General features: G+C 60.8%; 14 protein-coding genes. 6 read left to right on the top strand and 8 right to left on the bottom strand.

The annotated features are described in order from the left end of the window. Positions 1 to 183 precede the first annotated feature (183 nt). The 5 genes from rpsD to ACQ7C1_RS19285 all read left to right on the top strand — a co-directional run bounded on the left by rpsD (position 184) and on the right by ACQ7C1_RS19285 (position 4,467). Entirely contained in the window at positions 184 to 801 is a 618-nt protein-coding gene (gene rpsD, locus ACQ7C1_RS19305; protein ID WP_064685423.1) for a 30S ribosomal protein S4, read from the top strand. 71 nt (positions 802 to 872) lie between these two features. Next, positions 873 to 1,802: a glutaminase gene (locus ACQ7C1_RS19300; protein WP_430959464.1), complete on the top strand. Its 930-nt coding sequence runs from the start codon at positions 873 to 875 to the stop codon at positions 1,800 to 1,802. A gap of 58 nt (positions 1,803 to 1,860) precedes the next feature. Beyond that, positions 1,861 to 2,733: a tRNA 2-thiocytidine(32) synthetase TtcA gene (gene ttcA / locus ACQ7C1_RS19295; protein WP_430959463.1), complete on the top strand. Its 873-nt coding sequence runs from the start codon at positions 1,861 to 1,863 to the stop codon at positions 2,731 to 2,733. A 48-nt stretch (positions 2,734 to 2,781) separates the two neighbouring features. Continuing rightward, entirely contained in the window at positions 2,782 to 3,609 is an 828-nt protein-coding gene (locus ACQ7C1_RS19290; protein ID WP_430959462.1) for an inositol monophosphatase family protein, read from the top strand. Positions 3,610 to 3,642: 33 nt separating this feature from the next. Continuing rightward, entirely contained in the window at positions 3,643 to 4,467 is an 825-nt protein-coding gene (locus tag ACQ7C1_RS19285; protein WP_430959461.1) for an inositol monophosphatase family protein, read from the top strand. A 43-nt stretch (positions 4,468 to 4,510) separates the two neighbouring features. Here ACQ7C1_RS19285 and ACQ7C1_RS19280 read toward each other — a convergent pair whose 3' ends face one another. From ACQ7C1_RS19280 to ACQ7C1_RS19260, 5 genes are all read right to left on the bottom strand, one after another. Next, on the bottom strand, positions 4,511 to 4,984 hold the full coding sequence (locus tag ACQ7C1_RS19280) for a GNAT family N-acetyltransferase (RefSeq protein WP_430959460.1): 474 nt from the start codon (positions 4,982 to 4,984) through the stop codon (positions 4,511 to 4,513). Between the two features lie 34 nt (positions 4,985 to 5,018). Further along, complete coding sequence (locus ACQ7C1_RS19275) at positions 5,019 to 6,296, bottom strand: multidrug effflux MFS transporter (protein ID WP_430959459.1); 1,278 nt, start codon at positions 6,294 to 6,296, stop codon at positions 5,019 to 5,021. 35 nt (positions 6,297 to 6,331) lie between these two features. Beyond that, the gene (locus ACQ7C1_RS19270) at positions 6,332 to 7,537 is read right to left on the bottom strand and encodes a multidrug effflux MFS transporter (RefSeq protein ID WP_430959480.1); all 1,206 of its coding nucleotides are present in this window, start codon (positions 7,535 to 7,537) and stop codon (positions 6,332 to 6,334) included. Between the two features lie 137 nt (positions 7,538 to 7,674). Further along, the gene (gene grxD, locus ACQ7C1_RS19265; RefSeq protein ID WP_011425564.1) at positions 7,675 to 8,010 is read right to left on the bottom strand and encodes a Grx4 family monothiol glutaredoxin; all 336 of its coding nucleotides are present in this window, start codon (positions 8,008 to 8,010) and stop codon (positions 7,675 to 7,677) included. A 168-nt stretch (positions 8,011 to 8,178) separates the two neighbouring features. Beyond that, positions 8,179 to 8,403, bottom strand: a complete 225-nt coding sequence (locus ACQ7C1_RS19260) for a hypothetical protein (RefSeq protein WP_097599236.1) — start codon at positions 8,401 to 8,403, stop codon at positions 8,179 to 8,181. A 161-nt stretch (positions 8,404 to 8,564) separates the two neighbouring features. On the opposite strand from ACQ7C1_RS19260, the gene ACQ7C1_RS19255 reads away from it, so the two are divergent. Further along, entirely contained in the window at positions 8,565 to 9,755 is a 1,191-nt protein-coding gene (locus tag ACQ7C1_RS19255) for a hypothetical protein (RefSeq protein WP_430959458.1), read from the top strand. 90 nt (positions 9,756 to 9,845) lie between these two features. On the opposite strand, the gene ACQ7C1_RS19250 is transcribed toward ACQ7C1_RS19255, so the two are convergent. The 3 genes from ACQ7C1_RS19250 to hpaH are packed head-to-tail and all read right to left on the bottom strand — an operon-like array spanning position 9,846 to position 12,093. Further along, entirely contained in the window at positions 9,846 to 10,526 is a 681-nt protein-coding gene (locus ACQ7C1_RS19250) for a transporter substrate-binding domain-containing protein (protein WP_430959457.1), read from the bottom strand. A gap of 12 nt (positions 10,527 to 10,538) precedes the next feature. Next, a complete protein-coding gene (gene hpaI / locus ACQ7C1_RS19245) occupies positions 10,539 to 11,303 on the bottom strand; it encodes a 4-hydroxy-2-oxoheptanedioate aldolase (protein WP_430959456.1) in 765 nt (254 codons plus the stop codon). A gap of 7 nt (positions 11,304 to 11,310) precedes the next feature. Continuing rightward, a complete protein-coding gene (gene hpaH / locus ACQ7C1_RS19240; protein WP_430959455.1) occupies positions 11,311 to 12,093 on the bottom strand; it encodes a 2-oxo-hept-4-ene-1,7-dioate hydratase in 783 nt (260 codons plus the stop codon).

The following is a 12,093-nucleotide window of genomic DNA, read 5'->3' as shown; positions in this document are numbered from 1 at the left end:
GCCTCTAAAGACCGCCCCAAGCACCGGGCAGCAATGTCCGGTGTTTCATTTGACATGTCCCGTGGATCGTTTCTGTTCGCGTAACCGAAACATCCTGTCAGGCCTCGGAAGAGGTCAGAGGAGGGCGTGTTTCCTTCGCGCGGTTTGGCAACAAGCCGGCATAAACCTTTGAAAGGAAATACGATGAGCAAGCGCGAATCGTCCAAGTATAAAATTGACCGCCGTATGGGCGAAAACATCTGGGGCCGTCCGAAGTCCCCGGTGAACCGCCGCGAATACGGCCCGGGCCAGCACGGCCAGCGCCGCAAGGGCAAGCTGTCGGACTTCGGTGTGCAGCTGCGCGCCAAGCAGAAGCTCAAGGGTTACTACGGTGACCTGCGCGAGAAGCAGTTCCGCGCGATCTTCGCCGAAGCCGCCCGCCGCAAGGGCGACACCTCGGAAAACCTGATCGGTCTGCTGGAATCCCGCCTCGACGCGATCGTCTATCGCGCCAAGTTCGTTCCGACGGTCTTTGCTGCCCGTCAGTTCGTCAACCATGGCCACGTGACCGTCAACGGCGTCCGCGTCAACATCGGCTCCTACCGTTGCAAGGCTGGCGACGTCATCGAAGTTCGCGAAAAGTCGAAGCAGCTGGTGACCGTTCTGGAGGCCGTCAGCCTCGCTGAGCGTGACGTGCCCGACTATATCGAAGTCGATCACAACAAGATGGTCGCCACTTACGGCCGCGTTCCGACCCTCAGCGACGTTCCGTTCCCGGTCGTCATGGAACCGCATCTGGTCGTCGAATTCTATTCGCGTTAAGAAAACCCAGGCGTTTCGCATATGGAAAAGCCGCTCTTTCGGGCGGCTTTTTTGTTATCCGGAGAGAAGCGATGGCGGATTTGCAGGCGACCCTTGATAGCATCTACAGCGATATCCTGCCGCGTATCGGCGAGGGGAAGGTCGCCGACTATATTCCCGAGCTAGCCAAGGTGGACCCGCGGCAGTTCGGCATGGCGATCGTCACCGTCGACGGCCAGGTCTTTCGTGTCGGCGATGCCGATATCGCCTTTTCGATCCAGAGCATATCCAAGGTCTTCATGCTGACGTTGGCGCTCGGCAAGGTCGGGGAGGGCCTGTGGAAGCGCGTCGGGCGCGAACCATCGGGATCGGCCTTCAATTCGATCGTGCAGCTCGAACATGAGAGCGGCATTCCCCGCAATCCCTTCATCAATGCCGGCGCGATCGCCGTCACCGACGTCGTCATGGCCGGCCATGCGCCGCGCGAGGCGATCGGCGAGCTGCTGCGTTTCGTGCGTTATCTTGCCGATGACGAGTCGATCACCATCGATGACAAGGTTGCGCGGTCGGAGACGCAGACCGGATACCGCAACGTGGCGCTTGCCAATTTTATGCGCGCCTATCGCAATCTCGACCATCCCGTCGACCACGTGCTCGGCGTCTATTTCCATCAATGCGCTCTGTCGATGAGCTGCGAGCAACTGGCGCGGGCGGGGCTGTTCCTGGCGGCGCGCGGCAGCAATCCGATGACCGGTCACTCCGTGGTCTCGCCGAAGCGGGCGCGGCGCATCAATGCGCTGATGCTGACCTGCGGCCATTATGACGGCTCGGGCGACTTTGCTTATCATGTCGGCCTGCCCGGCAAGAGCGGCGTCGGTGGCGGCATTTTTGCGGTGGCGCCCGGCATCGCCTCGATCGCGGTATGGTCGCCGGGGCTGAACAAGGTCGGCAATTCACAGCTTGGCGCCGTGGCGCTTGAGATGCTTGCGGCCCGCACCGGCTGGTCGGTTTTCGGCGATTGAGACTGTGTTGCCGGATGACTTTCTGCTAAGGCAGGCAGACTTTCGATAGGACGGAGCAATGAATATCGCAGCCAACATCGCTGATGATCCGGGGACTGGCGAAATCGACGACGGCGCCGGCCCTGCACTCTTTGCCGATGCGCCACGTTCGGTCTCCTTCAACAAGCTGCGCAAGCGCCTGCTCAGGCAAGTACGTCAGGCTTTCGATGACTTCGACATGCTGAAGGGGCAGAAGCGCTGGCTTGTCGGCCTTTCCGGCGGCAAGGATTCCTACGGTCTCTTGGCGCTGCTGCTTGATCTCAAATGGCGCGGGCTGCTGCCCGTCGAGCTCGTCGCCTGCAATCTCGACCAGGGACAGCCAAACTTTCCAAAGCATGTGCTGCCGGATTATCTGACGAAGATCGGCGTCCGGCATCGCATCGAATATCGCGACACCTATTCTATCGTGAAGGAGAAGGTGCCCGAAGGCGCCACCTATTGCTCGCTCTGTTCGCGGCTGCGGCGCGGCAATCTCTACCGCATCGCGCGGGAGGAGGGCTGCGACGCCTTGGTGCTCGGCCATCACCGTGAGGACATTCTCGAAACCTTCTTCATGAATTTCTTCCACGGCGGGCGGCTTGCCTCGATGCCGGCAAAACTTCTGAACGACGAGGGCGACCTGATGGTGCTTCGGCCGCTCGCCTATGCCGCCGAGGACGATCTTGCCAGGTTTGCCATCGCCATGCAGTTCCCGATCATCCCCTGCGATCTCTGCGGCTCCCAGGACGGGCTGCAGCGCAATGCCATGAAGCACATGCTCGCCGATATCGAACGGCGCATGCCTGGACGCAAGGACACGATGCTGCGGGCGCTTTCGCATGTGAACCCGTCGCACCTGCTCGATCCGAAGCTCTTCGACTTTTCCAGCCTTGGTGTCACCGATCCTTCATGAAAGGCCGGCTAAGCAGGCTGGCTCTTTGCATGAAGGACAGCAATTCGCATGACTATTTCAGATCAGGATATTCTCTTTCTCGGCGAATGCGTGAGGGAGGCGGCGCGCGCGGAAATCATGCCGCGCTTTCGCAACCTCGGCGATACGGATGTTTCTGAAAAGACCTCGGCAACCGATCTGGTGACGCAGGCGGATCTGCTTGCCGAACACCGCATCACCGCGGCCCTGAAAGAGCGCTTTCCCTCAGCGCTTGTCGTCGGCGAGGAAGCCTATGACGCCGACAGATCGGTGGTGCCGGCGCTTGCCGATGCCGGGCTTGCCTTTGTCATCGATCCCGTCGACGGCACGTTCAATTTCGCTGCCGGGCTTCCCGTTTTCGGAACGATGCTTGCGGTTACCGTCAGGGGCGAGACCGTCGCCGGCATCATTCACGATCCCGCTCTTGGCGACACGGTGACGGCGATCAAGGGGGCGGGCGCCTTTCTGGTTCGCCAGGATGGACAATCGAGCAGGCTGAAGGTGGCTGAGCCTGCCGCCTTGAACCAGATGGTGGGCGGCATGTCGTGGGGCCATATGGAAGAGCCCGATCGCTCGCGCATCTGCGCCAACATGGCAAAGGCGCGGATGACCTTCGCCTTCAACTGCTCAGCCTACGAATATTGGATGGTCGCGTCCGGCAAGATGCACTTCATCGGGCATGCGAAGCTGATGCCCTGGGACCACCTGGCCGGCGTGCTCGCGCACCAGGAGGCGGGCGGCCACACGGCGAAATTCGATGGCACGCCCTATCGTCCGGGCGAGACAGTCGGCGGCATCATCTCGGCGCCTGATGAAGAAAGCTGGCAGCTGATCCGGCGCGAAATCGTCGGCATCTGAGTTGAGGCTTCGGCCGCAGTGAGAGGATTTGATATGACAACCAGTATTGACGTGACTGTTCTTGCCGATCTCTTGCGCCGCGCGGCAAAGGCCGAGATCCTGCCGCGTTTCCGCCGGCTCGGCCGGGACGAGGTGCGTGCCAAGAGCGAGGCGACCGATCTTGTCACCGAGGCCGACGAGCGGGCCGAGCGGATGATCAAGGCGGAAGCGCAACAGCTCTGGCCGGACGCGCTGTTCGTCGGTGAAGAGTCAGTCGCGGCCGATCCGGCGCTGCTTGGGAGGCTTGCCGATGCCGATTTCGCGATCGTGGTCGATCCGGTGGACGGAACGTTCAACTTCGCCGCCGGCATCCCGGCCTTCGGTGTCATGGCTTCGGTCATATCAGGCGGCGAAACCATTGCCGGCATGATCTACGACCCGATGGGGGACGATTGGGTGATGGCGGAGAAGGGTGGCGGCGCCTGGTTGCGCAGGCCGGAAGGCGAGGCGCAACGATTGCGCGCAGCCGAGCCTGTTGCGCTCGACCAGATGGTCGGCATGGCTTCAACCGGCTACCTGCCAGCGGAGAAGCGCGCCGAGGTCCTTGGCAATCTCGCCAAGGTGCGTTTCCTCACCAACTACCGCTGTGCTGCCCACGAATACCGCACCCTTGCCGGCGGGCACGTCCATTACCTGATGTACAACAAGCTGATGCCTTGGGATCATCTTGCCGGCACGCTGATCTCGCAGGAGGCCGGCGCCTATGCGGCCCGCTTCGATGGCTCGCCCTACCTGCCGCAGCATCTCGACGGCGGACTGCTGATTGCGCCGGACAAGGCATCCTGGGACACGCTGCGGCGTGAGGTCGTTACCGTCTAAACCTATGCGACCGGCCGTCGCAAGCCGGTCGCAAAATGACAATTCAGGCGCAGAATTTTTCCATCAAAAAGTTTTCCAGGTCCTGTCCGCGCTTTTTGACGATTTGCCGGGTTATCACGCGAAATCCTTTGCGTTCAAAAAACGGGCGAGCAGTTCTGCTTGCTTCTGTATATATTCGGCGAAACCCCAGCGTGAGAGCCTCTTCTTCGACTCTGCCCAATAGGCGGGTTGCTACGCCGATCCCTTGATAGCCAGGGTGCACGAACATCATGTCGAGGCACCCGTCGCTGGTGAGATCCGAAAAACCCACGCGGTTTCCGGCAATCTCTGCCATCCAGGCCGGCCTGCTCATCCTTCGTTCCGCCCACAGGCGGCGATCCTCCACCTCTGCCCAAGCTTCGATCTCGGCGGCGGAATAGTCTTTTGACGAGACTTCTCGGATGGAGCGCAGAAATATCTCGACCGTGGCGTCCACGTCACTTGGCGCATAAGGCCTGATCAGAATTCGTTCGTCCATCGAGGATGCCTTGAATTGACCGGGTTCACCTGCCTCAGAAATGGGCGGCGCCCGGATCGAGTTGCGGACTGTCGCCCGGATGGGTGAAGAGCTTGCCGTTCTCAGCCCATAGCGTGGCTGCGATCGTCAGCAGACCGAACAGCGCGAATCCGCCGAAGAGTGGCTGCACCGTGCCGTTGAACATCTGCCCGACCAGACCGCCGAGGATGGCGCCGAAGGTCGTCGAGACAAAGCCGGTGATGGCGGTCGCAGTGCCGGCGAGATTGCCCATCGGCTCAAGGCTGATGGCGGTGAAATTGGTGGCGATCACCGCAAACATCATCAGAACGATTGTGAAGATGCTGTAGGCGGTGGCGAAATCCGGCTTGCCCGCCAACGCGGTGACGAAGCCGAGTGCCGACAGCGCCGTGAAGATCAGCAGCGCCGCGTGCGAGATCCGACGCATGCCGAATTTGCGGACGAAGAAGCCGTTGGCAAAATTGGCGACGGCAATGCCGCCGGCAGTCGCCGCAAAGGCAATCGGCAGCCAATCCCCAAGGCCATAGACTTCGCCGAAAACCTGCTGCACGGAAATCACATAGGCGCTGATGACGCCGGTGAACATGGTCAGACCGATCATGTAGCCGCAGGTGATGCGGTTGGTGAGCACGGTCTTGAAGCCGTCCGCGACAGAGCCGATCGACAAAGGCAGGCGTTCTGCCGGGGGAAGCGATTCCTTCAGCCGCAGAAGAGCCCAGACGAACAGGATGCTGGCGACGGCGCCGAGCAGGATGAAGATCCAGTGCCAGTTGGCATAGAGGATGATGAGCTGGCCGACCGAAGGAGCAACGATCGGCACGATCATGAAGACGATCATGACATAGGACATGACGCGGGCCATTTCGCGGCCGCCGAAGCAGTCGCGGACGATGGCCATGGTGGTGATGCGCACGGCCGCGCCGCCCACGCCCTGAATGAAGCGCATGAGGAGCAGCATTTCGAAGCTACCGGTTGCGGCAGCGGCAAACATTGCGACCACATAGCAGGCGAGGCCGCCGAGCAGGATATTGCGGCGGCCGAACGTGTCTGAAAGGCTGCCGAAGAATATCTGCGAGACGCCGAAGCCGAGGAAGAACACGCCGATGATGAGCTGGGCGTCGTTGGTGTTGGTGACGCCGAGTGAATGGCCGATATTGGGCAATGCCGGCAGCATGCTGTCGATCGCCATGGCAATGCTGGCGGTCATGACGGCGATGGTGACGACGAATTCGCCGAAGCCCATGCCGATGCGGCGGGACCCCTGGTTTTCCTGGTGCGGTTTGTGCGGCGTCATGCGGTGAAATCCTGGATGCGGAAGGGACCGGCCGTTCAAACGGCCGGATTATGCTGATGGAAGAGCCGGCCCTTCTCGGCGATCAGCACGAAGAAAAGGCCGATGATCGAGACGATGAAATAACCGGCGACCATCGGCAGCGCCGTGCCGTCGAAAGCCTGGCCGATGCCGGCGCCGATAAGGGCGCCGCCGACCGTGCTCATGAAGCCGAGAACGGAGGAAGCGGTGCCGGCGACGTGTCCCAGCGGCTCCATGGCCAGCGAATTGAAGTTCGAGCCGATCCAGCCGAACTGGAACATGGCAAGCCCGAAGAAGGAGATGAACAGTGCAAAAGGCATAGGCTCGGAGCTTGCCATCTGGACGATCAGCCAGATGGTGTTGATGGCGATGAAGCCGATGAGCGAGCCGTGTGACAGGCGGCGCATGCCGAGCTTGCCGACAAAACGGGAATTGAAGAAGGACGACAGCGACATGAAGATCGCCACGCCGGCAAAAGCGAACGGGAAATACACGCCGAGGCCGTAGATGCCGACATAGATCTGCTGGGCGGAGTTGATGAAGCCGAACAGCGCACCGAAGATGAAGGTGCTGGCGATGGTATAGCAGAGCGCCACGCGGTTGGTCAGCACCAGCTTGAAGGCGCCGAATATCGAGCGGGCGGTGAAGGGGCGGACATTCCGCGGATGCAGGGTTTCCGGCAGGCGGACATAGGCCCAGACGCCGATCGCCGTCGCCATTGTGGCGATGAAGAGGAAGATCAGGTGCCAGTTGCCGAAGAACATGACGACCTGGCCGGTGCCGGGCGCAATCACCGGCACGATCATGAAGACCATCATGATGAGCGACATGACCTCGGCCATCTGTCGGCCGCCATAGATGTCGCGGACGATGGAGATGGTGATGACGCGGGTGGCGGCCGAGCCGACGCCCTGGATGAAGCGCAGCACCAGCAGGCCTGCGAAGGAGGGAACGAAAACGATTCCGATGGCGGACGTGATATAGACTACGAGGCCGATCAGCAGCGGCGTGCGGCGGCCGAAGCGGTCGGAGAGCGGACCGTAGAAAAGCTGGGCGCAGCCGAAACCGAGCAGATAGGAGGAGACGACGAATTGCCGGTGATTCTCGCTCTCGACTCCGAGGCTCGCGCCGATCTGCTGCAGCGCCGGGAGCATGATGTCTATGGCAAGCGAGTTGATGGCCATCAGGAAGGCGGCAAGCGCGATGAACTCACGCTTGCCCATGGGCAGGCGGCCCGCGGACACGGCTTGTGATGAATCTGTCACAATGAAATTCCCATAAACAGGCCAAGGCGCTGCTCACCGCAGCGCCTCGGACTCGAGAAACAGATTTGGAAACCGGGCGGACGTCCGGTGACCGGTCAGGCGGCGCCGCGAACGGTGACGCCGTTTTCCTGGAGATGCTGCTGCAGTTCACCGGCCTGGAACATTTCCCGCACGATGTCGCAGCCGCCGATGAACTCGCCCTTTATGTAAAGCTGCGGAATCGTCGGCCAGTTGGAATAATCCTTGATGCCTTGGCGGATTTCCGAATCGGCGAGCACATTGATGCCCTTGTAGTCGACGCCGATGTAATCGAGAATCTGCACGACCTGGCCGGAGAACCCGCACTGCGGAAACTGCGGCGTGCCCTTCATGAAGAGGACGACGTCGTTGCTCTTGATTTCGTTGTCGATGAATTCGTGAATGCCGCTCATGGGATCTGATCCTTTCAACAGGCGAGTTAAAGGCCCGCCGTTTCAATCGTTTTCCTTAGATAGCATGTGACAACAGGAATTCCAGCCGCCCGATCCAAAAAAACCAATGTGGTGAGACCACTTCGGGATTGTTGCCGTCGCGTTACGGCCGAAGTGTTGCCGCGTGTCTCAGACGCGACGCTGACGGCTGCGGCCGGCGGCGGTTCTGCGCTTGCTGATCTGCTTGCGGGCCGGCTTGCGCTTGGGCGCCTTGCGGGCAGCCGTCGTGGTCGCGGCAGGGCGCGCCTTGCGCCTCCTGCGCTTCGTCGTGACGCGGCCGGTGGTTTTCTTCAGAATTTCCTTCAGAACGCTATCGACGACGCCCGATATCAATTCTTTGACAAGATCAGCCACAAAACCCCTCCATTCGCCGCGAAAACAACGTGGCTGCTATTGAATTCCAGAAGAGTTCGGTTAGCAAGGCGCCCTTGAGACCATGCCTGCTTTTTGCCGATATCAGAGACCAGCAGCCGTATCGCAGCAATAGACCGGCCTTAGCCGGGCGGAACACCGAAATGAAATTGATAAAGAAGCGGGTCGTCCTGCATTTCCCGGGCTTCGAGCCGCTCGACGGCCTTGCCCACCGAGCGCGATACGAACGCTCAGCCAGACAGAGTGCTGCCGTCTGGGGCTACTCGGTCGAAACAGGCGCGCCGGAGGCGGGAAGCGATCCTCTCAGCTTCGAGGTCACGACCGGCAGCGCGGGAGCCTACGAGGCGGCGCCTGCGGCCGAGACCAGTTCCGCCGGCTGGCGGACGAAGAGCCGGATTCATATGGTTGATCACGACATGCTCGTGCGCGGGCTGCGCAGCCGCAACACGCTGAGCCGGATCATTGCAGGCTTTCGAAGCTGCGCCGAGATCATGCTCGAAGGTGGCATGCGGGGATATTTCAGGCATGCGTGGCGTTTTGGCCTGTTCTTCCTCTTTCCATTCCTGCTGACGGCGCTGGCAATCGCGCTGACGGCAGAGATCGTTATCCTGCCCTATAGTCTCGGCCTCTCCGCCTGGCATCTGCTCTGGAGTGGGCCACTGGCGCTTTGCTTCTTCATCTTCGCCTTCCTGCCTTTTTCCGAGCGTTTCCATACGCTGCATCTTTTTGCCGATTGGGAAATGGCAGTGGCGCTCGGCCGTATGGATCGGGGCGACTTCAACGGCTGGCTAGAAGAGCGGGCGACCGCGGTGCGCAAGGCGCTCGCCGAGGAGGCGGACGAGTACGTGATCTCCTCGCATAGCATGGGATCGAGCGTCGCCGCCCATGTGATCGGCATATTGCTTGAAAGGGAGCCGGAGATATTCAAGGGCAGGCGCGTCGTGTTTGCCACACTCGGCAGCGCCATTCTGCAATGCGCCCTGCTGTCATCGGCAACATCGCTTCGCGCCCGCGTCGGCCTCATCGCCCGCTGTCCGGAGATCTTCTGGCTTGACGTGCAATGCCTGACGGATTCGATCAATTTCTACAAGGTGCCGGTCGTTGCCATCTCCGGCCATGCAGATGCGCCCCCGGCGAAAATCCTTCTTATCCGCGTCAAGCAGATGCTGACGAGCGAACATTACCGGAAGATCCGCAAGGACCAGCTGCGGGTCCATCGGCAATATGTGCTAGGCCCAGATCTCAAGGCGTCCTTTGATTTCACCCTGATGACGTCAGGACCGATGCCGGCCTCGGTCTTTGCCTCTCCGGAGCAGAATAAGCTGCCGGCTTGAAGGCTGGCCTCCAGCGCTGTTGGCTGGTTACGATATTGCCGATCTGATCCCGCCACAGCCAGCACGCGTCCAAGAGCCGAGGACGTTACGTTACGGCGCTCCAGCGCTTGCATTCAGACGGTGTACGAAATCCGCAAAGAAGGCTGAGGCATGAATGGCTCTTCGGTGGACGGCGATCGTCTGGGGAATTTCAGAGAACGCTCCCTCTACCAGTCGGAAGCCGGAAATTCGCTCCGAACTCTGAACGAGGAATTCGGTCAATCCTGCAGCCGCGTCGCACTGCGATCTGACAAGACGATCGATTGCAGCTGCCGGACTGTCAGTATGCGAGACAGTAGCTTTTTCAAGAATACGCTCGAGCTGCTTCGTATAGGCGGCGCTTTTTGCGGAGGCTATCCGCACTCCTTCAGCATCGACGTCTCCGACGGATCGGAACGCCGAGCCCTCCGGCACCAAATAGGTCGCTCTGACTGAGATGTAGGGGGGTGAAAAGGAGAACCGGTCGGCTCTCGAGGGATCCGAGGCAATAAAAGCAATGTCCCACTCGCCGCGATCGGAAGCGGCGAGGATGTCGGCGGCTGAGCCGTACTGGATCAGCGACAGGCCGCAATCCAGTTGCTCGGCAATCTTGTGACCGATCTGAGCGCTTGGGCCGACCAAGGCGCCGGCCTGATCGTCCCAACGGACCAACGCTGCATTCGACATGTTGACGGCGGCCCGGATTATGCCCGCCGGTGCTATCTCGGACAGAACTTTCTCGCGCGTCGACATCGGCGCGAACTCCTAAGATGCAAACCGGGCTGCGAGCGCCTCCGATCCTCTTGCAAGGAGGGCGACGTCTACGCCAACGGCGGTGAACAACGTCCCGAGCGAAATGCAGCGGGCGGCGAAAGTCTCGTCCGGCGTGAGGATGCCTGCCGGCTTTCCGAGAATTTTCAGGCGTCCGATCGCATCTTCGATCGCCGCGACCACCTCGGGGTGTCCCGGTTGTCCAGGATGGCCAAAGCTGGCCGCCAGATCGGCGGGACCGATGAAGACACCGTCGACGCCTTCGACCGCTGCGATCGCCTCCAGCCGACCGAGTGCCTCTCGGGTCTCGACCTGCAGAAGCAGGCAGATCTCCTGTTCGGCAACCCGCGCGTAGTTCGGCACGCGCCCGAAGCGGGTGGCGCGCGTCAAGGCGGAGACCCCGCGAACCCCGTGCGGCGGATACCGTATGGCGGCGACCGCTGCCTTCGCTTCCTCCTCGTTCTGCACATAGGGAATGAGGAGCGTCTGGACGCCGATGTCCAGAAAGCGCTTGATCAGCACGGGATCGTTGAATGCCGGGCGTACGACTGGGGAAACGTCGTAAGGCGCGACCGCCTGCAATTGCGGCAGGACGGTAAGGACGTCGCTTGGAGAGTGCTCGGTATCGAACAGCACCCAGTCGAAGCCCGACGGCGCGACGATTTCTGCCGCGTAGCTTCCGGGAAGGCCGCACCAGAGACCGATCTGGCTCTGACCGGCTCTCAATTTTCGTTTGAAGTGATTGATAGGAAGTTCCATCGGCGCCTCACACGAACGAGACGCCGATCGAGCCGACCGGACCATAGTCGGCTTGGATGACATCGCCCTTGGCTATGTCCACCGGGCGAGTAAACGAGCCTGCAAGAACGATCTGGCCCTTCTTCAACCCGGCTCCGACGGCATGAAGCTTGTTCACAAGCCAGGCGACACCCGCGGCCGGATGCCCCATGATAGCTGCTGAAACACCCGATTCCTCGATGATGCCGTTTTTTGAAAGGGTCGCGCCAACCCAGCGGATGTCAAGATCCATTGGCCGGATGATACGACCACCCACGACGATCGCTCCAAAAGCAGCGTTGTCGGCGATCGTATCGGTGATCGCTCTGGGCACCTCGGTTCGGTAGTCGATGATCTCAAGCGCAGGGACGACAAACTCCGTCGCGCGCATGACATCATAGATCCGAGTGCCCGGCCCCTCGAGATCCTCACCCATCACGAAGGCAAGCTCGACTTCGAGGCGAGGCTTGATAAAGAGTTCCGCTCTGATCTGCGCGCCGTCGTTAAAAAGGGCATCGTCGAGAATGACGCCGTAGTCGGGCTCCGTCATTTTCGAAGCCATCTGCATCGCCCGCGATGTCAGTCCGATCTTATGACCCGCGATCCGCGCCCCCTTGGCAATCCGGGCCTGCGCCCAGAGTGCTTGGATCTCGTAGGCGTCTTCAAGTTCCAAATTCGGATATGTCCTGCTCGGCTGGACGATCGGCTTGCGTTCGGTTTCTGCCTTCAGCAGTGCGTCGGCTGCCGCCTGGCGTTCCTTTTGCGTAATCAT

It is taken from the genome of Rhizobium sp. Nf11,1, from assembly GCF_050587665.1.
In the GTDB taxonomy this organism is placed as follows: domain Bacteria; phylum Pseudomonadota; class Alphaproteobacteria; order Rhizobiales; family Rhizobiaceae; genus Rhizobium.
The sequence above is the reverse complement of the archived record's forward strand: the minus strand, read 5'-3'. Positions and strand labels throughout refer to the sequence as shown.